This window comes from Streptomyces sp. NPDC098789 (assembly GCF_044759975.1).
GTDB lineage: Bacteria > Actinomycetota > Actinomycetes > Streptomycetales > Streptomycetaceae > Streptomyces.
Map to the genome: position 1 here is coordinate 48519 of NZ_JBIWAJ010000005.1, position 23000 is coordinate 71518.

Below are 23000 nucleotides of genomic sequence, written 5' to 3' on the forward strand. Positions count from 1 at the left end.
GCGCTCCCGAACGACCCTCCCGTCACCTGATGAAGTGAACTCCCCCTCGTCTCCCCCGCACCCCGGGCGGGGCCGTGCTGATCTCGTGCGGGGGCGCGCGGTGGACCTGCCCCCGCGCCCCCCGACGAAAGGCCGACCCTCCCGTGACGCAGCCGTTCCAACTGCCCGACTTCTACGTGCCGTACCCGGCGCGCCTGAACCCGCACCTCGAATCGGCCCGCGCCCACACCAAGCGGTGGGCGCGGGACCTGGAGATGCTGGAGGGGTCCGGGGTCTGGGAGGAACACGACCTCGACTCGCACGATTACGCGCTGCTCTGCTCCTACACCCACCCCGACTGCGACAGCGAGGCCCTCTCCCTCGTCACCGACTGGTACGTCTGGGTCTTCTTCTTCGACGACCACTTCCTCGAAATGTTCAAGCGCTCCCAGGACCGCGACGGCGCCAAGCAGTACCTGGACCGGCTCGCCGCCTTCATGCCCATGGACCTGGCCGACGGCTTCCCGCGGGCCACGAACCCGGTGGAGGCCGGCCTCGCCGACCTCTGGGCGCGGACGGTCCCGCACATGTCGATGGACTGGCGGGAACGGTTCTCCTTGAGCACGAAGAACCTGCTCAACGAGTCGATGTGGGAGCTCGCCAACATCAACATCGGGCGAATCGCGAACCCGCTGGAGTACATCGAGATGCGCCGCAAGGTCGGCGGCGCCCCCTGGTCCGCGGGCCTGATCGAGTACGTGTCCGCCGAGGTGCCCGCCCGGGTCGCGCACGCGCGCCCGCTCGGGGTGCTGCGCGACGCCTTCTCCGACGCGGTGCACATCAGGAACGACATCTTCAGCTATCAGCGCGAGGTGGCCGACGAGGGCGAACTCTCCAACGCCGTGCTCGTCCTGGAGACCTTCCTGGAGTGCGGCACCCAGGAGGCGGCCGAGGCCTCCAACGACCTGCTCACCTCCCGGCTCCAGCAGTTCGAGCACACCGCGCTCGCCGAACTCCCCCAGCTCTTCGCCGACCACGCCATGGACCCCGCCGAGATCGCGGCGGTCCTCGCCTACACCAAGGGCCTCCAGGACTGGCAGTCCGGCGGCCACGCCTGGCACCTGGTCTCCAGTCGCTACATGAACGAGGGGGCGCGGCCGGCCGCCCCCCTCACCCTGCCCTTCCTCCCCTCCGGCTTCGCCGCCGCCGCCGTCGACGTCCGCTCGGTGTTCGCCCCGCGCGCCCAGGACCTGCGCCGCCGCTCCTTCACCCACGTCCCCCACGAGCGCACCGGCCCGTCCGTGATCCCGGACCTCCACATGCCGTTCGCCCTCGCGCTCAGCCCGCACCACCAGCACGCGCTGGAGGAGTCGGTGGACTGGTGCCGCCGGATGGGCCTGCTCGACCCGCAGCCCGGCGACCCCGCCTCCGTGATCTGGAACGAGGCCACGTTCCGGGGCTACGACCTCGCGCTCTGCTCCGCCGGGATCGACCCCGACGCCACGCCCGAGGCCCTCGCCCTCAACGCGTGCTGGCTGAGCTGGGGGACGTACGGGGACGACTACTACCCCGTCGCCTTCGCGCGGCCGAAGAACCTGGCCGCCGCCAAGGCGGCCACCGCCCGACTGATCGGCATCATCACGGTGGACCCCGCCGAGGCACTGGCCCCGGTGACGGCGCTGGAGCGCGGGCTCGCCGACCTGTGGCAGCGCACCGCCGCCGACATGGACCACGTCGTGCGCGGTGAATTCCGGGCCACGCTGGTGGACATGTTGCAGAGCTGGCTGTGGGAGGTGGAGAACCAGGTCCTGAACCGGATCCCGGACCCCGTCGACTACGCCGAGATGCGGCGCGCCACCTTCGGCAGCAACCTCACGATGTACCTGTGCCGGCTCGGGCGGGCCGGCCGCGGCATCCCCGAGGAGATCTACCGGTCGGGGACCATCCGCTCCCTGGAGAACGCGGCGGCCGACGCGGCCTGCCTGATCAACGACATCTTCTCCTACCAGAAGGAGATCGAGGTCGAGGGCGAGGTGCACAACTACGTGCTCGTCACCCGGAACTTCTTCGACATCGACTACCCCCGGGCCCTGCGCATCTGCCACGCCCTCCATACCCGGCGCACCGAGGAGTTCGAGCACATCGCACGGACCCAGCTGCCGCTCCTCTACGACGATTGGAAGCTCGACCGGGAGGCCCGGGCCGGGCTCGACGGCTACGTCCACGAGCTGGAGGACTGGCTCGCGGGCATCTTGAACTGGCACCAGAAGGCCCGGCGTTACCGCGAGGAGGACCTGCTCCGGCCCCCGGCGGTCCAGGAGGGGCCGGGATCCGGCGCCGGACTCCCTCTGTGGGGCCCGGACTTCGGGATGTCGGCGGTCCGGGCGATCGACTCGCTCAGGACCGCACCGACTCCCTGATCCGCCGGCCCGCCGGCCCCCCGGGGACTAGAACTCGTCGGCGGTGTGCGGCGACAAGCGGGTGCGCAGGGCGTCGTCCAGGGCCGCCGCCGCGCCCGCCGTCCGCTCCTCGGCGAGCCCGGCGCAGACCAGTTCCACGATCCGGGTCCCGCCGAGGTAGCAGGCCGCCAGGTCGCGGACGTCGAGCGCCAGGTCCGCGGGCACACCGGTGGCCTCGTACGTCGCCCCGGCCGGCCCGGCCGCCAGCCGGAACCGACCCGCGTTGGCGGGCAGGCGTACGTCGGCCACCTCCAGCACCAGATCGACGGGCGCCGCCCAGCTACGGGCGGTCAGCGCCGCCCGTACGTCGACGAGCCGCAGCCACAGCGCCGGGAACTCGCCGGTCACCCGCACCTGGTCGCGGTCGGCGGCGAAGTGCAGCAGCGGGTCGTCGGCCGGGCGGCCCCAGGCGACCACCCTGCCGGTGAGGTCCAGGGCGGCCAGGCAGCTCCACAGGGCGGCGGCCACGGCCGGGGTGTCCGCTTCCAGTTCGTAGACCTGGACCAGTCCGGGGACCTTGAGGGGGCCGCCGTCGTCCTCCGGCTTCGTGCGGTAGAGGACGTACCCGGCGAGGGGGTGCCCCGCCTCCCCCACCGCGATGATCCGCGGCGGGCTCAGCTCCTCGTCCTCCTCGTCCTCCTCCCGCAGCCATTCCTCGCGCCAGCGGTAGGCGTCGCGGGTCGGGCGTCCGGCCCGCGCGACCCGGGAGGCCTCGTGGTAGGGGCCGAGGACGGCCGGGGCGTCGGCCGGGTCGATCAGGCGCAGCGGGCGCCCGTCGGGGGTGATGCGCAGGGCGAGCGGGCGGGTGGAGTCGATCTCGATGGTGGCGCCGCGGGTCGCCGAGCCGTAGCCGAAGCGGCCGTAGATGAGGGATTCGGAGGCCCACAGCGCGGCGAGGGGCCGCCCCGCGGCGGCCGTGCGGCGCAGCATCTCCTGCATCAGCGCGGTCAGGACGCCGCGGCGCCGGTGGGTGGGGGCGACGGAGACGAAGGTGAGTCCGGGGCAGGGCAGGTCCGCCCCGGGCACCGAGAGCCGGAAGTCGTGCGCGGCCATGAAGCCGACCAGCACGTCCCCGTCGTAGGCGGCGAGCCGCTCGCACCCGAGCAGCATCGTGTGATGGTGCTCGCGCACCTCCTTCTCGGGGCGGTCGTGGAAGACCATGTACGCGAGTTCCAGGGCGCGGTCGATATCCGCCTCGGGCACCTCACGAATCTCCACCGACTTGTCTCCGCTCCGCTCCGCACGCATGTCCACCATGATCGGGAGACTAATCGCTCATTGCGGACTGGTCACCTCAAAATGGCCGGATTCGCCTGCCTGACGAGTTCGAGCGCCTGGTCCGGGAACCAGTCCCCCGCCTTGGGGTCCACGACCGCGCGTTCGGGGTCGAGCGGACCCGCGGTGCCGCGCAGGCAGTTCCCGTCGGACGCGCCGGGTGTCTTGATCCAGAGCCGGGCGTCCTCCAGCGGGTCGCCGGTGTCCGTGGTCGGGCGGGCGCCGAGGCCCCGGCCGGGCGGGTTGCACCACTCCTGCGGTTCCCGGTACTTGCCCGCGGGGGCGGTCCAGGCGCCCCGGCCGTTGCGGCTGGTGTCGCTGACGTAGTGCTTCATCCGGGCCCGGGCGGTGGCGTCGAGGTGCGCGGCGAGCCAGGCCCGGGCCTCGGCGCGCGGGCGCCACTGGTCGGGGCAGTCGGCGACCCGGCCGCCGGCCTCGACGTGGACCAGGCAGGCCGAGACGAGGGTGGCGAACCAGCTACCGGCCTCGTCGGAGTGGTAGTTGGAGACGTTGACGGCGAAGCCGGTGGCGTCGGCGACGCCCGCCTGACGGAGCCGGGGCACGATGGTGTTGACGGTGTGCCAGGCGGCGTGTCCCGTATCGAGGTACACGTCGGTGGCGGGCCCGGCCGCCAACGCCCGGACCGCGTACCCGATCTCGGCGTAGCGGGCGGCGGTGCGGGTACGGGCCGACTCGCCGGCCGGCCCCGCGCCCGCACCGCCCGCTCCCGGTGCGCACTCGCGGGGCAGCAGGGCGAGGGAATCGGGCTCCAGGACCACGCTCACCGGACGGTCCGCGATCCCGCGGACGACCGCGTCGATCCAGGCCCGGTAGGCCTTGCCGTCGGCGGCGCCGCCCGCGGAGTACTGAGAGCAGTCCCGGCCCGGCACGTTGTAGAGCGCCAGCACGGGCAGCGCCCCCTGCCGGGCGGCTTGCGTGGTCAGGGCCCGCGCCTCGGCCTCCGCGCGGGCGGGGCTCTGGTCGCCGAGCCAGACGGCGTGCGGGGTGGCGGCCATCGCGGTGATCCCGGCGGCCTCCCGCGGGTGCCCGGCGGCGATCAGCTCCCGGGCCTGACGGGCGGCCCCGGGGTCGGCGGCGGGGGCGAAGAGCGGCCGGCCCGGACCGGAGGCGGGGAGGGAGGCGGGGCCGTACGACGTGGCCGCGGACGCCGGTGCGGTGAGCGCGGCGAGGACGGCGACGAGCAGGCCCGTACGGGCGAGGTGTCGGTGGCGCATGCGCCACGACGCTCGCGCAGCCGCGGCGCCCGGGTCAAGCGCCGTTACCCGGGCGGCCGAACGGAGCAACCCGTGTGGGTCCGCGCCGTTCTCACCGGTCCGCACCCGTCAGTGCCCGTCAGTGCCCGTCAGGGCCCGTCAGTGCGCGGCCGGGCCGGTCCAGAGCGCCGGGACGTGACCGAGCCGGACGCGCTGCGGGTGGTCACCGACCGGGACGGAGACCCGCTTGGCCCCGGTGGCGAAGTCGATGGCCGTGATCCGGTCGGCGCCGCTCTCGGAGATCACGCAGCCCGTCCCGTCCCCGTCGACCGTGGCCCAGTACGGCTTGTCGGCGGGCACCAGGGGCCCCTCGGCGAGGGTGGCCCGGTCGACGATCGTCGCGTAGTCGTCCATGGTTCCGGCGATGCAGAGCTTGGCGCCGTCGGGGCTCATCGACATGCCGTGGTGGCGGGAGTCGTTGACCCAGGTCGTGCGGTCGCTGTCGGTGGCCGGGTTCACCGGGAGGGTCTTGATCCGGGTGATCCGGTCGGTGGCCACGTCGTACTCCAGGAAGCCGTTGAAGAAGGACACCTGGAAGTAGAGCTTCGACTCGTCGGGGCTGAAGGACATGGGGCGGACCGCGTCGGAGAGGTCCGAGCGGCCGAAGGCGTCGAGCCGTGCGCGCATGTCGATCACGCGGACGGTGCGGAAGGTCTGCGCGTCGACGACCGTGATCTTCCGGTCGCCCTTCGTCCAGTCCAGCCAGGGCGCGTCCAGCGCGGAGGTCACGTCACCGATGGAGCTGTTCCACAGGTACCGGCCGTCGTGGGTGAAGGTGTTCTCGTGCGGCTTGTCGCCGGTGCCGAAGGAGCCGAGCCGGCGTCCCGTGGCGATGTCCAGGACGTGCACGGTGTTGGCGGTGGAGGCGGAGACCGCGACCCGGGACCCGTCCGGCGACACCGCCATGTGGTCGGCCCGGTAGCCCGCGACCGGGAAGCGCCAGTTGATCCGGCCCGTCCGCACGTCGACGGAGACGACGTCGGCGAAGCTGGGGCGGGAGACGACGACGGCGCTGCCGTCCGGGGTGGTGTACATGTCGTCCACGAACTGGTCGTGGCCCTCGCCCGCGGTGTTGCGGATCCCCAGGAAGAAGCCGAGCTTGACCGGGTCGAGGTAGATCTCCCGGAGCCGCTCCTCCTTGTCCGGGATCACGTTGATCCGGCCCACCTTGCCGAGCTCCCCGGTGGAGGCGAGTACGTCGGCGGTCCCCTCCCAGTTGTTCCCGACGAAGAGGACCTCCCGCAGGGCGGCGGGGTCGGCCGTGGCGGTGGCGGTGACCGTGGCGGTGGCGGTGGTGGCCGCGGGCGCCGGGCCCGCCGCGAGCAGGGCCGCGGCCAGGGCACAGACGGCCGACAGGACGCGTACCGAGGAGGTCCGGGACATTCGCTCAACTCCGTTGCGGGGAGGCGCTGTTACCGGCGGGTAAAATAGGGGGAACGGCAAAAGGACGCAACCCCCGTGGGGTCACGTCCTGTGCTCAGTACGTGGATCCTTCGCGGATCCGTGGTCACCGCTTCAAGCGACGACGCCTATCCGGCCGACGACGGCGGCCGAGCCGTCGTGGTGGATCGGGGTGTGCGCGCCGGTGAGGGCGCGTCCGCTGCCGCCGCGCCGGCTGGCGACGATCTCGGCGGCGATGGACAGGGCCGTCTCCTCCGGGGAACGGGCGCCCAGGTCGAGGCCGATGGGCGAGCGCAGCCGCGCCAGCTCCAGCTCGGTGACGCCGACCTCGCGCAGCCGCGCGTTGCGGTCCTCGTGCGTGCGCCGCGATCCCATCGCGCCGACGTAGGCCACCGGGAGCTTCAGGGCCAGTTCGAGCAGCGGCACGTCGAACTTGGCGTCGTGCGTCAGCACGCACAGGACCGTACGGGCATCCACCGAGGTGGCCGCCAAGTACCGGTGCGGCCAGTCGACCACGATCTCGTCCGCATCGGGGAAACGGTTCTTCGTCGCGAACACGGGCCGCGCGTCGCAGACCGTGACGTGGTAGCCGAGGAACTTGCCCACCCGCACGAGCGCGGAGGCGAAGTCGATGGCACCGAAGACGATCATCCGCGGCGGCGGCACGCTCGACTCGACCAGGACGGTGATGGGGCGGCCGCAGAGCCGCCCGTCGGCGCCCATTTCCAGGGTCGCGGTCCGACCCGCGTCCAGCATCGCGCGGGCCTCTTCGGCCACCGTGCGGTCCAGCTCGGGGTGGCCGCCGAGGCCGCCTTCGTACGGGCCCTCGGAGCGAACCAGGATCGCCCGGCCCATCAGCTCGGCGGGACCGTCGGTGATCCGGGCGATCGCGGCCGCCTCGCCCTTGGCGGCGGCGGCCAGCGCGGCCTCGAAGACGGCGCGGGCCGGGGAGTTCACGGGGAGCGGGGTGACCAGGATGTCGATGATTCCGCCGCAGGTCAGACCTACGGCGAAGGCATCGTCGTCGCTGTACCCGAAGCGCTCCTGGACGGTTTCGCCGTCTTCGAGCGCCTGCTGGCACAGCTCGTACACCGCACCCTCCACGCACCCGCCGGAGACCGAACCGATCGCGGTGCCCTCGCTGTCGACGGCGAGGGCCGCTCCGGGCTGCCGGGGCGCGCTGCCGCCGACCGCCACGACCGTGGCGACGGCGAAGTCGCGTCCCTGCTCGACCCACCGGTTGAGTTCTTCGGCGATGTCCAGCATTGCGGCCTCCTCGGAGGTTCGGTTTCCGGTGACGGGATTGCGTGGAGGGTTCAGGAGTGGTGCATCAGGCCGGGACGGCTCAGCTGACGCCGAGCCAACCCTCGATCGGGTGGAGAGCGTAGAAGACCACGAAGATCACGGTCAGCGCCCACATGAAGCCACCGATCTCCCGCGCCTTGCCCTGCGCCACCTTGATGGCGACGTACGAGATGACACCGGCGGCGACACCAGCGGTGATCGAGTACGTGAAGGGCATGAGCACGACGGTCAGGAAGACCGGGATGGCGGTGGCCGTGTCGGACCAGTCCACGTGGCGGGCGTTCTGCATCATCATCGCGCCGATGACGACCAGGGCGGCCGAGGCGACCTCACCCGGGACGATCTGGGTGATCGGGGTGAAGAAGAGGCAGGCCGCGAAGAGCAGGCCCGAGATGACGGAGGCGAAGCCCGTACGGGCACCCTCGCCGACGCCGGTCGCGGACTCGACGAACACGGTCTGGCCGGAGCCGCCCGCGATGCCGCCGATGGCGCCGCCGGCACCGTCGATGAAGAGCGCCTTGGACAGGCCCGGCATGCGGCCCTTGTCGTCGGCGAGCTTGGCCTCGGTACCGACGCCGATGATGGTGGCCATCGCGTCGAAGAAGCCGGCCAGCACCAGGGTGAAGACGATCATGCCGACCGTCATCACGCCGACGTCGCCCCAGCCGCCGAACTCGACCTTGCCGAAGAGCGAGAAGTCGGGCATGGAGACCGCGGAGCCGGTGAGCTCCGGGGCGCCGCTGCGCCAGGCCTTGGGGTCGATGTCCGCCACGGCGTTGAGGATGACCGCGAGGACGGTTCCGGAGACGATGCCGATCAGGATCGCACCGGGAACCTTGCGTGCCTGCAGCATGAAGATGGTGAGCAGGGTCACGGCGAAGATCAGGACGGGCCAACCGGCGAGCTCGCCGGTCGCGCCCAGGCTCACGGGGGGACCGAATTCGGAGCCGTGGCCCACGAAGCCGGCCTTCACGAGGCCGATGAGGGCGACGAACATGCCGATGCCCATGGTGATGGCGTGCTTGAGCGCGAGGGGGATCGCGTTCATGATCATCTCGCGGAGGCCGGTGACGACCAGGAGACAGATCACCACGCCGTACATGACGCACATGCCCATGGCCTGCGGCCAGGTCATGTGGGGCACGACCTGCGAGGAGAGCACGCCCGAGACGGAAAGGCCGGCGGCGAGGGCCAGCGGCACCTTGCCGATGAAGCCCATCAGGAGGGTGGTCAGGGCGGCGGCGAAGGCCGTGGCCGTGATCAGGGCCTTCTGGCTCAGGGTGTCGCCAGCGACGTCCTTGCCCGAAAGGATCAGGGGGTTGAGCAGGAGGATGTACGCCATCGCCATGAAGGTGGTGACGCCGCCGCGCACTTCTCGCGAGACGGTGGATCCGCGGTGCGTTATGTGAAAGTACCGGTCGAGCCAAGAACGCCCGGCGGGTGTGAGAGAGCCGTCGCCGGCCTCTTCCGCGGTGGTCTTGGGCTCCACAGACGACTGGGTCATGGTGCCTAACTCCCAAGGTTCAAAGGGGCACCCGCAGAAAAGATTGGAGACGCGGGATTTGGGATGGTGCGTTTGGCTGCACGACCCGGGGGACGGCCCGAGACGAAGCAAGTGAGCTGCTCTTGTACTGCTGCTACTTCGTTACCACTGGTACTGCCTGTAACTGCTGGTACTGCGGTTACTGCGGTTACTGCTGGTGTTGCGGTACTTCCGGTACTGCGGGTGAAGCGGACCGCGAGCGGTGCGGTACTTCGTACTCCGGGCGGTGCGACCGGCAAGTGTGACGTTCCCGCGTCACACCGCCCGGAGAGTCTTGGTCCCGGCGGGACCGGATTCCCTAGAGGGTTCCGGTGAGCATCTCGGGACGGATCGGGGTCTTGGTGATGTCCAGACCCGTCGCCTGCCGGATCGCCGCGATGACGGCCGGGGTGGACGAGAGGGTCGGGGCCTCGCCCATGCCGCGGAGGCCGTAGGGGGCCTTCGGGTCGGCGAGCTCCAGGACGTCGACCGGGATGGTCGGGGTGTCGAGGATCGTCGGGATCAGGTAGTCCGTGAAGGAGGGGTTGCGCACCTTCGCGGTCTTCGGGTCCACGATGATCTCTTCCATGATCGCCACGCCGAGGCCCTGGGTGGTGCCACCCTGGATCTGGCCGACCACCGAGAGCATGTTCAGCGCCTTGCCGACGTCCTGCGCGGTCGCGAGTTCGACGACCTTGACCAGACCCAGCTCGGTGTCCACCTCGACCACCGCGCGGTGCGCGGCGAAGGTGTACTGGACGTGCCCGTTACCCTGACCGGTGACCAGGTCGAAGGGGACGGTCGGGTGGTGGCGGTACTCGAGTTCGAGGTCGATGGCCTCGTCCTCGAGGATCTCGGCGATGTCCGCGAGGACCTCGCCGCCGTCGGTGACGATCTTGCCGCCTTCGAGCAGCAGCTCGGCGGTGGCCCACGCGGGGTGGTAGGAGCCGTTCTTGCGACGGCCGATCTCCAGGAGCGCCTCGCGGACGGCCTCGCAGGTGTTCTTCACGGCGCCACCGGTCATGTACGTCTGCCGCGAGGCGGACGTGGAACCGGCGGAGCCGACCTGCGTGTCGGCCGGGTGGATGGTCACCTGCGTGACGCCCAGCTCGGTACGGGCGATCTGCGCGTGGACGGTGATGCCGCCCTGGCCGACCTCCGCCATGGCCGTGTGGACCATCGCGACGGCCTCGCCGTTGATGACCTCCAGGCGCACGCGGGCGGTGGAGTAGTCGTCGAAGCCCTCGGAGAAGCCGACGTTCTTGATGCCGACCGCGTAGCCGACGCCGCGGACGACGCTCTCGCCGTGCGTGGTGTTGGAGAGGCCGCCGGGCAGCGCCCGGACGTCCGCACCCTCGCCCGCGGTCTCCCACTGGCGCTCGGGCGGCAGCGGGCGGGCCTTGACCCGGCGCAGCAGCTCGGCGACCGGCGCCGGCGCGTCCACGACCTGGCCGGTCGGCATGACCGTGCCCATCTCCATGGCGTTCAGCTGGCGGAACTCGACCGGGTCCATGCCCAGCTTCGCCGCGAGCTTGTCCATCTGGGCCTCGTAGGCGAAGCAGGCCTGGACGGCGCCGAAGCCGCGCATCGCGCCACAGGGCGGGTTGTTCGTGTAGAGCGCGATCGCCTCGATGTCCACGTCCTCCAGGACGTACGGACCCACCGAGAGGGAGGACGCGTTGCCCACGACCGCCGGGGAAGCCGACGCGTACGCGCCGCCGTCCAGGACGATCTTGCACTTCATGTGCGTGAGCTTGCCGTCCTTGGTCGCGCCGTGCTCGTAGTAGAGCTTCGCCGGGTGGCGGTGCACGTGACCGAAGAAGGACTCGAACCGGTTGTAGACGATCTTGACCGGCTTGTTCGTGGCCAGGGCCAGCAGGCAGGCGTGGATCTGCATCGAGATGTCCTCGCGGCCACCGAAGGCACCGCCGACGCCCGAGAGCGTCATGCGGACCTTCTCCGGCGGCAGGCCGAGGACGGGCGCGATCTGCTGGAGGTCCGAGTGCAGCCACTGGGTGGCGACGTACAGCTCGACACCGCCGTCCTCGGACGGCACGGCCAGGCCGGACTCCGGGCCGAGGAAGGCCTGGTCCTGCATGCCGAAGGTGTACTCGCCCTCGACGATGACGTCGGCGCGCTTGCGGGCCTCTTCCACGTTGCCGCGGAGGATCGGCTGGCGGTGCACGATGTTCGGGTGCGGGACGTGACCGATGTGGTGGTCGTCGCGACCCTCGTGGATCAGCGGCGCGCCGGGGGCGAGGGCGGAGGCCTCGTCCGTGACGAGCGGCAGCTCCTTGTAGTCGATCTTGATCTTGGCGGCCGCGCGGCGGGCGGTCTCCGGGTGGTCGGCGGCCACGAGGGCGACCGGCTCACCGTGGTGGCGTACCCGGCCGTTGGCGAGAACCGGCGTGTCCTGGATCTCCAGGCCGTAGTTCTTCATCTCGGCGGGCAGGTCGTCGTACGTCAGCACCGAGTAGACGCCCGGCATCGCCAGGGCCTCGGAGATGTCGATCGAGACGATCTCGGCGTGGGCGACGGTGCTGCGGAGCGTCTGGCCCCACAGCATGTCCTCGTGCCACATGTCCGAGGAGTACGCGAACTCACCGGTCACCTTGAGGGTGCCGTCGGGGCGCAGCGTGGACTCGCCGATGCCGCCCTTGGTGTGCTTCTGCGTGACGTTGGTCGGCGTACCCGCCGGGACCGTGCGCGTGTTCTGGGCCATGGTCAGACCACCTCTCCCTGACGGGCGGCCGCGAGGCGGACCGCGTCGAGGATCTTCTCGTAGCCCGTGCAGCGGCAGAGGTTGCCGGACAGGGACTCACGGATGTCCTGGTCGGACGGGGAGGGGTTCTCCTCCAGCAGCGCGTCGGCCTGGACCAGGAGGCCCGGGGTGCAGAAACCGCACTGCACGGCGCCGGCGTCGATGAACGCCTGCTGGATGTTGGAGAGCTGCACGCCCTCGCCGGTCTGCGAGTCGGCGGGCTTGGCCTGCCACTGCTTGGCCGCGTCCAGGGAGACGCCGCCCTTGCTGCCGCAGCCGCCGCCGGTGCCACAGGCACCGCCGTGGCCGTGCTCGTCGCGCTGCTTGGCGAACTCCGCCAGGCCCTCGACGGTCACGACGTCGCGGCCCTCGACCTGACCGGCCGCGACCAGACAGGAACAGACCGGCACGCCGTCGAGGCGGACGGTGCAGGAACCGCACTCGCCCTGCTCACAGGCGTTCTTCGAACCCGGCAGGCCCATGCGCTCGCGCAGGACGTAGAGGAGGGACTCGCCCTCCCAGACGTCGTCGGCTTCCTGCGGACGGCCGTTGACAGTGAAATTGACGCGCATGATTACGCAGCCCCTTCAAGCGAGCGGCCGTTTCCGGTACCGCGGTACTGCTCCCAGGTCCAGACGAGCTGGCGGCGAGCCATGATGCCGACCGCGTGACGGCGGTACTTCGCCGTGCCGCGGACGTCGTCGATCGGGTTGGCCGCGCCGGAGGCGAGGTCACCGAACTGCTTGGCGATCGACGGGGTGATGACCTTGCCGGACTCCCAGAAGCCGCCCTCTTCGAGCGCGGCGTTCAGGAACTCCTCGGCGGCCTTCGCACGGATCGGGGTCGGCGCGGCCGAGCCGATGCCGGTGCGGACCGTGCGGGTCTCCGGGTGCAGTGCCAGACCGAACGCGCACACCGCGATGACCATCGCGTTGCGGGAGCCGACCTTGGAGTACTGCTGGGGGCCGTCCGCCTTGTCGATGTGGACGGACTTGATGAGCTCGTCGGCGGCGAGCGCGTTGCGCTTCACACCGGTGTAGAACTCGTCGATCGGGATCAGGCGGGAACCGCGTACGGACTCCACCTCGACCTGCGCGCCCGCCGCGAGCAACGCGGGGTGGGAGTCGCCGGCCGGGGAGGCGCAGCCGAGGTTGCCACCGACGCCGCCGCGGTTACGGATCTGCGGCGAGGCGACCGTGTGCGAGGCCAGGGCGAGACCGGGGAGCTCCGTGCGGAGGTTCTCCATGATCTGCGTGTACGGGACGGAAGCGCCGAGCCGGACCACATCCTCGCCGACCTCCCACTCCCGCAGGAGGCCGATGCGGTTCAGGTCCAGAAGGTACTCCGGCCGACGGTGGTCGAAGTTGATCTCGACCATCACATCGGTGCCACCCGCAATCGGCACAGCTGAGGGGTACTCGGCCTTAGCGGCGAGCGCCTCCTCCCAGCTGGCGGGGCGAAGGAAGTCCATGTGCGGCTCTCTTCTTCTTCATCGTGTCGATCACTTCAAGCCAGCGGGCCCAAAGACCCTCGACTGGTCGTTCACGTGCTGTTAATGCGGTGTGGAGCCAGTACACAAGCCGCGCGTCCCCCGGGTGCAGTCACTGAAACCATGAAGGAGTTGGCTGACGGCCTCCCTCGTCTTGTAGATTCGTATGAAAGGCAGGATGCACTGACCTGCCCGATTTCCAACGGCAACATCGAGACAGATCGGCGGCGACATCATGCGGCTGCGCGCACTGCTGGAAACCGAGGCGCTGGGGCTGCGGCTGCTGGGCGGCCAGGAGGAGCTGGACCGCACGGTCCGGGGCGTCATGACGACGGACCTGAGGGATCCCAGCCGATACCTCTCCGGCGGGGAACTCGTGCTGACCGGCCTGGCCTGGCGGCGAAATTCGGACGACTCCGAGCCGTTCGCACGACTGCTCGCGAGCGCCGGGGTGGCGGGCCTGGCCGCCGGCGAGGCCGAGCTGGGAGACATCCCGGACGATCTGGTCTCAGCCTGTCGGCGCAATCGGCTGCCGCTGTTCGCCGTGAACGAAGACGTTGCATTCGCCACGATCACCGAGTACGTCGTGCGGCAGGTCTCCGGGGAGCGCGCGGGGGACCTCGCGGCCGTCGTGGACCGCCACCGGCGCCTGATGACGTCCGGTCCCGCCGGCGGTGGCCCCGATGTGGTCCTCGATCTGCTCACCACGGACCTCGATCTGCGCGCCTGGGTGCTGTCCCCTACGGGACGGCAGATCGCCGGGGCGGGCGAACCGCTGGCGCCCGGCATCTGCGCGGCGCTGGCCAGCGAACACCTGGCGGCGGTCCGGACCGGCCGCAGGGGCCCGCACCGGATCTCCATCCAGGGTATTACCTACTCGCTCTTCCCGATCAGGGGACACGGGCGGGGCACCGGCCCGGCGGCCCGTGACGTGCGCGAGAGCGTGCTGTCGGACTGGCTGCTGGCCGTCGAGGCCGACGCGAGCGACTGGCCCGCAGAGCGCCTGGACCTGCTCCAGGGCGTCACCCAGCTGATCGCCGTCGAGCGGGACCGGCGCGACGCCGCCCGCACCGTCCGCAGGCGCCTCGCCCAGGAGGTGCTGGAGCTCGTCCAGACGGGCGCTCCGCCCGCCGAGATCGCGGCCCGCCTGCGGGTCGCGGCCCCCGTGCTGCTGCCCGGGCTGGGCGCCGCCCCGCACTGGCAGGTCGTGGTGGCCCGGGTCGACTGGGACGGCGGGGACATCCCCGGCGGTCCCGTGGCCCAGTCGCTGCTGGAGGAGATCCTGGTCGACCCGTCCCTGTCGGGTCCGGAGCCCTCCGACCGGATCGCCGTCGCCCACGCGGGCGACGAGGCGATCGCCCTCGTACCGCTGCCCGCGCTGTCCGCGGACTCCGGGGAGCCCACGCACGAGAAGGGCCCCGACACCGCCCTGCACGCCGACGTGCTCCTGACGACCGTACGGGAGCCCCTGGCGGCCGGTCTGGCCGAGGACGGGCGGCTCACGCTGGGCGTCAGCGCCGCGGTGTACTCCGCCGAGGGGCTGCGCGGGGCGCTGGAGGAGGCCCGGCACGCCCGCCGGGTCGCGGCCGCCCGACCGGGCCGGGTCTGCGCGGCGGGCCACCACGAGCTCGCCTCGCACGTCCTGCTGCTGCCCTTCGTCCCGGACGACGTGCGCCGCGCCTTCACCGCGCGGCTGCTCGACCCGCTGCGGGACTACGACCGGCGCCACCGGGCGGAGCTGATCCCAACCCTGGAGGCGTTCCTGGACTGCGACGGGTCCTGGACCCGCTGTGCGACCCGGCTGCACCTGCACGTCAACACGCTGCGGTACCGCGTCGGACGAATCGAGCAGTTGACGGGCCGCGATCTTTCGCGGCTGGAGGACAAGCTGGACTTCTTCCTGGCACTGCGGATGAGCTGATCAGCGGCCCGGCCGGGGGGTCGGCCGGGCGGCCGGGGGCGACTGACGAGGTATCCGGACTTTGTGAAAAGGTTCACCCGACCCCTTGGCCGATCAAGTGGATCCGTGCTCTCATTTCGCCCCAGGGCGCGGGCGGCGCGCTGGCTTGGCTGCTTCGGGGAGGGCAATGTGGCGGACACCGCCATGTCGGGTGCCGGAATGACCGGAGGGGACGACCCCCTCCAGCGGGCGATATGGCGGCTTCGTTCGCGGGGCTGCTGGACGGACGCGGCGGCCCTGTTGGACCCGCACGTGGGCCGCGCCGGACCGGCCGTGCAGCGCACCGCGCTGCTGGTCGAACGGTGCCTGTTCACCGGGCAGGGCTGGGCCGAGGCGGAGGACGCGCTGCGGATCGCCGAGGCGGTGGCCCAGGACGACGACGAGCGCGGCGCGGCCGCCTGCGAGCGCGGCCAACTGGCTTACGCGGCGACGGTGTTGGGCGTCCGGGACCGGTCCGACGAGGCGCGCTCCGCGCTGGGGCGGGCGGCGGCGCTGCTGGCCCCGGGATCGCCCACGCGGCCGCTGCTGGACTTCCGGCGGGGGCTGGTGGCGGAGCACCTGGCCGACGCCCCGCAATCGGCGAGGCCCGCGTACCGGCGCGCGCACGCGGGGGCCACGGCGCACGGGGACACCCTGCTGCTGTCCTTCACCTGGCGCCACCTGGCCGGGCTCGCGCTGCGGGACGGGGAGCTGGCGGAGGCGCGGCACGGCTTCGCGGAATCCCTGCGCATCCGGGAGGAGCTGGGCTTCCTGGTGGGCACCGCGCCCGCCCTGGCCGCGCTCGCGGAGGCCGAACCGGAGCCGGAGGCCGCCCGCCTGCGCGCCGAGGCCCTGCGCCTCTTCCGCCTCCTGGGCGGCATCCCCACCTGGCTGGCCGCCCACCTGACCCCGGCGGCCTGACGCCTAGCCGGCGGGGCCGGAACGGGGCCGGGCCCGGCCACATCCGGCCCACCCGGCGGGGCTGAACGGGCCGGCCCCGGCCCAATCCAGCCCGCCCGGCGTTTGAGGGCCCGCCGGAGGCCAAGCCGACCGGCACCCGACAACGCGGCTCCGCCCCGCACCGGGCTCCGCCCGGACCCGCGCCTCAAACGCCGGCGAGGCTGGAATGGGCCAGCCCAGCCCGCCCGGCAGCACTAAGGCGGGACGGCCCCAGCCAAATCAAGCCCGCCCGGCGATTGAGGGCCCGCCGGAGGCCCCACCCAGCGGCACCAGCGAACGGGGCTGCGCCCCGCCCGGGCTCCGCCCGGACCCGCGCCTCAAACGCCGGCGAGGCTGGAATGGCCCAGCGGGTCCGGAGTGAGCCGGGCGCCAGCCCAATCCAGCCCGCCCAACGGGGCTGGGGTGAGCCGGCGCCGGCCACATCGAGCCCGCCCGGCGTTTGAGGGCCCGCCGGAGGCCCCACCCGGCGGCACCCGGTCAGGCACACGCATCGGCGTAGGCCGCATCCGGCACCCGCTCGGCCCACTCCGCCCGGGTGAACGACCGCCCGACCGCACGGCAGGCCACGGCGGCCGGGTCGGCCGTGATCGGGTTGATCCATGCTCCGTCCAGGACCAGGACCTGGTCGGCGCTGGCGGAGAGCACCCGCCCACTGGCCAGGAACCGGGAGTGCGGCGCCGCGGTGTGGATCGTCCGTCCGAGCTTGACCGGCGTCAGCCCGTCCGCGAGGTACCAGACCGTGATGTCGTAGTGCTCCCGACTGGTCGCCCACACCCCGTGGGGACCATAGGCGAGCACGTCGACCCGGCGCAGACCGTCCGGAAGCGGGAGGTCGGCGGCGGCCCGGGGACGCCCCGGATCGCTGACCGTCCACCGCCTCGTGCCCGCCAGCAGCGTGCCGCCGTCCCCGCTGAACAGGAGGCGCCCAGCCCTCGCCGCCGGATCACCGGCCGCGATCAGGGCAGTCCTGCGGGGTGCCCGGGGATCGGAGACGTCCCACAGTGCGATCTCCCCGGACGCCCTTGCGACGGCCAGGATCCGGCCCTTCGGCGCGAAGGCGATCCGCAGGCTCCCGGAGTCCTCGTCGACCGGGTTCGGGCCGGGGCTCGCGGAGCCCTGCCGTGCCGTGGGCGTGGGCGTGGCCACCCCGCCCATCGGAGCGGGACCGGAGTTGAGCGTCAGCTCATCGTCCCCGGCGCCGTCCTCGCGCACGTCGTCGGGGCCGAGGGAGCCCGGGTCGTCGTCCATCGGCTCGATCGTCGAAGGATCCGGGGACGCGCCGGAGCCCGTCGGCTTCGCGGACGGCCCGGAGCCGAAGGCGTCGAGGGCCAGCGTGCGGACGGGTACGTCACCGGAGGAGTCCCAGAGCCTGAGCTCGGTGCCGCTGCTCGTGGCGAGGACCTTGCCGTCGGCGCTCAGGGCACCGCCGTTGACGGGGGCCATGGTGGCGGGGAGGTCGGCGAGGGCCTTCGGGGCCCGCGGCTGCGAGACGTCCAGCCGCCCGACCGTGCCGTCCCCACGGTCGAACATCAGGGTCCGCCCGTCCGGGCCGAAGGCCATGCTCCAGATGCTCCCGGCACTGGTGGGCCAGCGTGCCAACGTGCCGTAGGACGCTCCCTCGGCCGCGTCGGTCAGCACGATGGTCTTGGTACTGGTGCCAGGACCGGATCCCTCGACCGTGGCGAGGACGCCGTGGCGGGGGTCGTAGGCCTCGCTCTCGCTCCTGGTGGCCGAGGACATCTCCTGGAAGCCGATCATGTCCGAGGTGTCCCAGAACCGGACCACCGCGCCGGCGCCCACCGTGGCCACGGTCCGGCCGTCCGGGCCCATCGCCACGGCCGTGGGGGCCGCGGCCTCGCCGGTCACCGGGGCCCGCGAGCCGGCCTTGGCGCCGTCGGGCCGCAGCCGCTGGTCCCCGACGATCACCGAGCCGTCGTCGCCGATGGTGGCGACCAGACCCGTGGGGGCCACGTGGATCAGGCCCTGGCCCTCGAACGCGTCCTTCGGCTCGCCTTGTGGCGGGGAGCTGATGTCCCAGCCCTCCACGAACTTGTTGCCCGCGCCGATGCCGGCCGCCAGGGGGCGCGTCGTCGCGGTGTAGACGAAGTCGTCGTGCTGCGCGGCGAAGGCGACGTCGGTGAGCGGGTTGACCCCGCCGGTCGAGATACGGGTGATGTTCACGGGGTGGTCCGGCGCCGAGAGGTTCAGGACCTCGACCGCCACCCCCGCCACGGCGAGCCGGTCGCCCTTGGTGTTCAGCGCCACCGCTTCGCCGTTGGTGACCGGGACGGTGGTCAGGCGCGTCGGACGGGCCCGGTCGGTGACGTCCCACACCGTCACCTCGCCCGGGTCCTCGAACTCCTCGCCGCTCAGGACGGCCATGCGCCGCCCGTCGCCGCTGAGGCGCACGGCCCGGGGCTCCTTCTTGACGGGGGCCTTCGCGACCCGCACCGGTGCCTCGGGGCGGCGTACGTCCCACAGCTCGACCTCGCTGCCCCCGGCCTGGCCGACGGCCAGCAGGGAGCCGTCGACCGATGCCGCGAAGGCCGTCGGGGTCGCCGTGCGGGCCGGGATGTGGCCGACCGCCCGGCGGCCGGCGAGGTCCCAGAGGGTGACCTGCGCGTCGTCCAGCGCCGCCAGCACCTTTCCCCCGCTGGTGTAGGCGAGCGCGATCGGCACCTTCGCCGTCTTGGGCAGCTCACCTCGGTAACGGGTGGTCAGCAAGCCTTCGGCGATGGTGTTCCGGGTCTTGTCGCTCGGGCTGATCCGGTCGGCGGCGAGGGCCAGGCGCAGTGCCAGGGCCGGATCGTCCGGCCGCTGGTCCGCGGACTGCTTGAGCAGCGTCTGGACCTGCCCGTCGATGCGGGCCCGCCGGGCGTCCGCGTCGGCGAGCGCCGTGAGCCACAGCCCGATGACGAGACCCCCGACGGACAGGGCCGCCACCAGTCGGAGCCAGACCCGCGGTTTGTACCGGCGGGCCTTGCGCGCCGCCGCGCTCCAGGTGAGGACGGGCACGATGTCCGCCCGCGGGTGCCCGGCCTCCAGGCCCCTGTCGGCGAGCGCGGCGGCCTCCCGGTCGTACGAGGGGACGATCACCCGGTGCCGTTTTCCGGGCGCCCGGAGCTTGCGTTCGTACCCGGCGACCGACTGCAGGACCCCTTGGTCGTCGAGCCGCCCCGTCACCGCGTTGGTCGAGCGCAGCCGCCGGAGCAGCAGGAACAGCCACAGCAGCCAGTGCCCGAGCCAGGCGGGCGCCCCGGTCCAGCTCGGCAGCGGCCGCTGTACCCGGCGCACCTCGTCGAGCACGACCGCGAACGCCGCGCCCAGGGAGGCGTCTTCGATGCGGAGCACCGGATCGTCGGTGTCCTCGACGCACCACAGGACGGTTCCGTCGATCCGGTCGCCGCCCGCCAGCCGCCACGCCAGGTCCATGGAGGCGCCGAAGTCCTCGTCGGCGGTGAACAGCACCGCCCGGTCCGGGTGCGGCACCAGGGCGGACGGCAGACCGGGCAGGTAGGTCGCCTTGAGCCGGCCGCTCTCGCCGGTCGTTCCGCGGTCGAACAGCACGCCCACGGCGACCGTCTCCCGCGCGAGCCGGCCGGCCCTGCCCCGCGCCAGCCAGGTGAGCGTCACCGCGGTGGTGTAGACGGCCGGGGCGGACGCGGCGGATCCGGTCGCGGCCTCGTGCAGCGCTTCCAGGGTCCGCAGCAACCGGCCGTCCCCGGCCGCGAGGTCCGCGGGCGACCAGGGGACCGCGCCCGTGATGGGCGACGAGCAGGCCTCCTCGAACCAGACGAGGGCGGCGGCCAGCGGTCCTTGCGGCGGGCGTTCGCTCACCAGGGCCAGACCGAGCCCGGCCAGCACGCGCAGGGCGTGCAAGGTGGCGGGCTGACCGTCACCGAAGGCCTCGTCGAGGCCGGAGGCGGACCGCAGCCGCGCGGCGACCGCTCTCGACGTGGTCGCCCCGCGCAGTTCCTCGAAGGCCTCGTGCAGGTCGCCCGTGTCCTCGTACAGCCGCCGCAGCGACGCCCCGTCGGCTCTGGCGACCAGCTCGATCACCCACCGGGCGGCCGGGCGGGAGGGGCCGACGAGGTCCGAGCGCAACGTCGCCAGGTCCCCGAGCTCCACGTCCGGGGAATCGGCGAGCGCCGCGACGACAGCGGCGAGGGAACCGGCGGCTTCGGCAGGGGACTCGTGGTCGGGACCGGTCATCGGGCCCCCTCCTCGGCCGCCGTCCGTACGGGGTGTCCGACGGGCAGGCCGTTCGCCAGCGCGGCCCAGGCATCCCGCGCGCTGCGGAGTTCGGCCGCCCGGACCGAGGCCCGTACGTCGGCCGGATCGACCAGCGGCAGATCGGCGGACCCGAGGGGCGGACCGTCCTGGTCCACCCGAACGCGCACATCCGGATCGAGGGGGGCGGTGACCCTGCCGAGCAGCCGACGGTACTGGGGATAGAGGACCACCAGGAGCCGGGATCCGGACCGTAGGCCCGTCACCCGCAGGGGCAGCAGGAGCGTGCCGTACGGCTCGGTCGCCCGCTCGATCTCGTCCGCCGGGAGCACGGCCTCCACGTCGATCTCGACGGTGCCCGTGGACGTGACCTGGATCTTGAGGGCGAACGGCTCCCGGTCGAGTGCGGCGCGGACCCGGCGGACCTCCTGGGTGGCTCCGGCGGTGAGCTCGAAGACCGAGCTGAGTTCGGCCGGGGTCCACCTGTCCGCGGCGGCGGCCAGGTGGGCGTCCGCGCGCTGGGCGCTGGCCCGCAGGAAGGGGTCGAAGCGGTGCAGGACCGCCAGCAGTTCCCGCAGCCGGTCCCGGGTGGCCGCGGGCAGCCGGTCGGGGTCGAGCAGGAGCAGCCGGGCGCAGAGGGCGCCCGCGCCGGTCCGGGCCGCCGCGCGGTCCGCGGCCCGCAGGCCGTGGTCGAGCTGTTCGAGCGCGGCGGTGAACCGCGAGCCCGCGGGGGCGAAGACGTATCCCAGCCGGACCTCCGGACCGCTCGCCGCGCTCTCGATCAGCGAGGTCACGGCCCGGGCGAGGGCGTCCACCCGGTGCCACGGAAGGATGTGGAACACCTCGGAGACGGGTTCGGCGCCCGCGGCGGACTCGGCCACCAGCCGGGCGAGCAGGAGGTGGCGCAGGTCCTCGTGCTCGCCCGCCAGGGCGGCGGTCGTCGGCGGATCGAAGGCGCGCGGCGGCCAGTGGTCCTCGATCGAGGCCAGGACGCGGGCCCCGGGCGCGGAAACGGGGACGGGGACGGCGGTTCCGCTGAGTTCGACGACCGCCTCGGTGTGCTCGGTACGGTCGTCCGCGCCGAGGTGGTCGGAGCGGACGAGGCCCAGGGCGGTTCCCCCGCCCGGCAACGGGAGGGCCGCGCGGCGCCAGCCCGTGGCGAACTCCGCGAGGTGACGCGCGTCGGCGCGCTCGTCGCCCCCGTTGACGAGCGCGCCGGGGACCCGGTCGTAGCCGTCGCCGTCGCCGTCCCGGTGGACGGCGATCACCCAGTTGCTGAGGGGTTTGTGCGCCATCATCGGCTCCGTTCGTGGAGGGCCAGGGCGACCCGGCCGGCGCCCGGTCCGAGGTCCGCCGTCGCCAGCTCGACGGCGCGCGCCGAGAGGTCCCCGGGCAGGCAGCGCCGCCAGAATCCGGTCAAGGCGGGCCAGTTCTCCTCGGGTACCCGGTCCGCCAGGTCCGGGGGCAGGGCGCGGGCCCAGGCCACGAACGGGGACCGGTCGGCCTCGGGCATGCGGAACACGAACTTCAGGAAGCGGACGACGACCGCCACCCGCCGTGCCGGATCGTCGCCGTCGTAGGGGGTGCGCAGCCGCCGGGGATCGGCCAGCAGGTCGGCCAGGCCCGTACCGCTGGGATCGAGGACGATTTTCCGCCGGTGGTCGTAGTACAGGCTGTTCATGGTGAGGTCGCGGCAGGTGACGTCGTCGACCAGGTCGCCGCCGTACACCGGGAACGCGAAGCCCTTGACCTCCAGGGGCTTGTACTCGATGATCCGGGGCTCCCCGAGCGCGGGAGCCACCGAGCACACCATGCTGATGTAGCTGGCCATCGGGTAGTAGTCCCCCAGGCCGGCGCCGCGCAGTCCGGCGACCATCGCGTCGGACATCTGGTGGGGCGGCATCGTGCCCGCGAAGTCGAGGTCGTTGGGCCGTGCCTGCGCCCCGTCGCCCACGAGGTCGCGGACGGTGCCCCCGACCAGCCAGGCGTGGTGCCGGGCGGCGTCGACCGTGTCCAGGAGCGAACGGATGAACCGGCCCTCGACCCCCATCACGGAGAGCGCCAGGTCGACCGCCTCGGTCAGCCCGGGTGCCAGCTCCGCGACTGCGCGGATCGCGTCGGGTGCGATCCGGTCGGCGGGTCCGGGGCCCGAGCGTTCGATCACCTCGTCGCCGGTGCCGTCCGGGACCGCACGGACCGCTGGCGCGGACAGGGACTCCTCGCCCTCCGACAACAACCAGTGGCGGGGTTCCTCGGGGGTGAAGACCATCCCGAGGACCAGCGGGCCGTCGACCCGGTCGCCGCGCACCAGCGGTGCGTCGGGCGGGCGTTCGTACAGCGGGCTCTGCTCGCCGGGGAAGATCGACGTCCGGAGCATCTCGTCCTCTCGACAGGATCCGTAGGCGG

The 23000-nt window shown here is 72.6% G+C and carries 14 protein-coding genes; 3 read left to right on the forward strand and 11 right to left on the reverse strand.

Annotated elements, in window-relative coordinates; genetic code table 11:
• Nucleotides 1-143 precede the first annotated feature (143 nt).
• Complete coding sequence (locus ACIQWR_RS12785; RefSeq protein ID WP_404007625.1) at nucleotides 144-2399, forward strand: germacradienol/geosmin synthase; 2256 nt, start codon at nucleotides 144-146, stop codon at nucleotides 2397-2399.
• A gap of 27 nt (nucleotides 2400-2426) precedes the next feature.
• Here ACIQWR_RS12785 and ACIQWR_RS12790 read toward each other — a convergent pair whose 3' ends face one another.
• The 8 genes from ACIQWR_RS12790 to ACIQWR_RS12825 all read right to left on the reverse strand — a co-directional run bounded on the left by ACIQWR_RS12790 (nucleotide 2427) and on the right by ACIQWR_RS12825 (nucleotide 13447).
• The gene (locus tag ACIQWR_RS12790; RefSeq protein WP_404007628.1) at nucleotides 2427-3695 is read right to left on the reverse strand and encodes a GNAT family N-acetyltransferase; all 1269 of its coding nucleotides are present in this window, start codon (nucleotides 3693-3695) and stop codon (nucleotides 2427-2429) included.
• Nucleotides 3696-3727: 32 nt separating this feature from the next.
• Entirely contained in the window at nucleotides 3728-4948 is a 1221-nt protein-coding gene (locus ACIQWR_RS12795; protein WP_404007631.1) for a glycoside hydrolase family 6 protein, read from the reverse strand.
• A 138-nt stretch (nucleotides 4949-5086) separates the two neighbouring features.
• Nucleotides 5087-6370, reverse strand: coding sequence for a YncE family protein (locus ACIQWR_RS12800; protein ID WP_404007634.1), 1284 nt, complete (start codon nucleotides 6368-6370; stop codon nucleotides 5087-5089).
• Nucleotides 6371-6502: 132 nt separating this feature from the next.
• Nucleotides 6503-7654, reverse strand: coding sequence for an XdhC family protein (locus ACIQWR_RS12805; protein WP_399268376.1), 1152 nt, complete (start codon nucleotides 7652-7654; stop codon nucleotides 6503-6505).
• 79 nt (nucleotides 7655-7733) lie between these two features.
• Nucleotides 7734-9197 carry an NCS2 family permease gene (locus ACIQWR_RS12810; RefSeq protein ID WP_404007637.1) on the reverse strand — a complete coding sequence of 488 codons (1464 nt, stop codon included), beginning with the start codon at nucleotides 9195-9197 and terminating at the stop codon, nucleotides 7734-7736.
• 337 nt (nucleotides 9198-9534) lie between these two features.
• Nucleotides 9535-11937 (reverse strand): xanthine dehydrogenase subunit D, encoded by a 2403-nt coding sequence (pucD, locus tag ACIQWR_RS12815; RefSeq protein WP_404007640.1) that lies wholly within the window; start codon nucleotides 11935-11937, stop codon nucleotides 9535-9537.
• 2 nt (nucleotides 11938-11939) lie between these two features.
• Nucleotides 11940-12548 (reverse strand): (2Fe-2S)-binding protein, encoded by a 609-nt coding sequence (locus tag ACIQWR_RS12820; protein ID WP_404007642.1) that lies wholly within the window; start codon nucleotides 12546-12548, stop codon nucleotides 11940-11942.
• A gap of 2 nt (nucleotides 12549-12550) precedes the next feature.
• On the reverse strand, nucleotides 12551-13447 hold the full coding sequence (locus ACIQWR_RS12825; protein ID WP_399268368.1) for an FAD binding domain-containing protein: 897 nt from the start codon (nucleotides 13445-13447) through the stop codon (nucleotides 12551-12553).
• A 253-nt stretch (nucleotides 13448-13700) separates the two neighbouring features.
• Between ACIQWR_RS12825 and ACIQWR_RS12830 the strand changes: the two genes are divergently transcribed.
• Together ACIQWR_RS12830 and ACIQWR_RS12835 are read left to right on the forward strand one after the other, a co-directional pair.
• Complete coding sequence (locus ACIQWR_RS12830) at nucleotides 13701-15386, forward strand: PucR family transcriptional regulator (RefSeq protein WP_404007645.1); 1686 nt, start codon at nucleotides 13701-13703, stop codon at nucleotides 15384-15386.
• Nucleotides 15387-15554: 168 nt separating this feature from the next.
• Nucleotides 15555-16325, forward strand: coding sequence for a hypothetical protein (locus tag ACIQWR_RS12835; protein ID WP_399268364.1), 771 nt, complete (start codon nucleotides 15555-15557; stop codon nucleotides 16323-16325).
• A 516-nt stretch (nucleotides 16326-16841) separates the two neighbouring features.
• Here ACIQWR_RS12835 and ACIQWR_RS12840 read toward each other — a convergent pair.
• From ACIQWR_RS12840 to ACIQWR_RS12850, 3 genes are read right to left on the reverse strand one after another with little or no spacing between them, the layout of a single operon-like run.
• On the reverse strand, nucleotides 16842-20576 hold the full coding sequence (locus ACIQWR_RS12840; RefSeq protein ID WP_404007648.1) for a WD40 repeat domain-containing protein: 3735 nt from the start codon (nucleotides 20574-20576) through the stop codon (nucleotides 16842-16844).
• Nucleotides 20573-21889: a hypothetical protein gene (locus tag ACIQWR_RS12845; protein WP_404007651.1), complete on the reverse strand. Its 1317-nt coding sequence runs from the start codon at nucleotides 21887-21889 to the stop codon at nucleotides 20573-20575. The genes ACIQWR_RS12840 and ACIQWR_RS12845 overlap by 4 nt, the downstream gene beginning before the upstream one ends.
• On the reverse strand, nucleotides 21889-22971 hold the full coding sequence (locus ACIQWR_RS12850; RefSeq protein ID WP_404007655.1) for a hypothetical protein: 1083 nt from the start codon (nucleotides 22969-22971) through the stop codon (nucleotides 21889-21891). The genes ACIQWR_RS12845 and ACIQWR_RS12850 overlap by 1 nt, the downstream gene beginning before the upstream one ends.
• Between the last annotated feature and the right edge of the window lie 29 nt (nucleotides 22972-23000).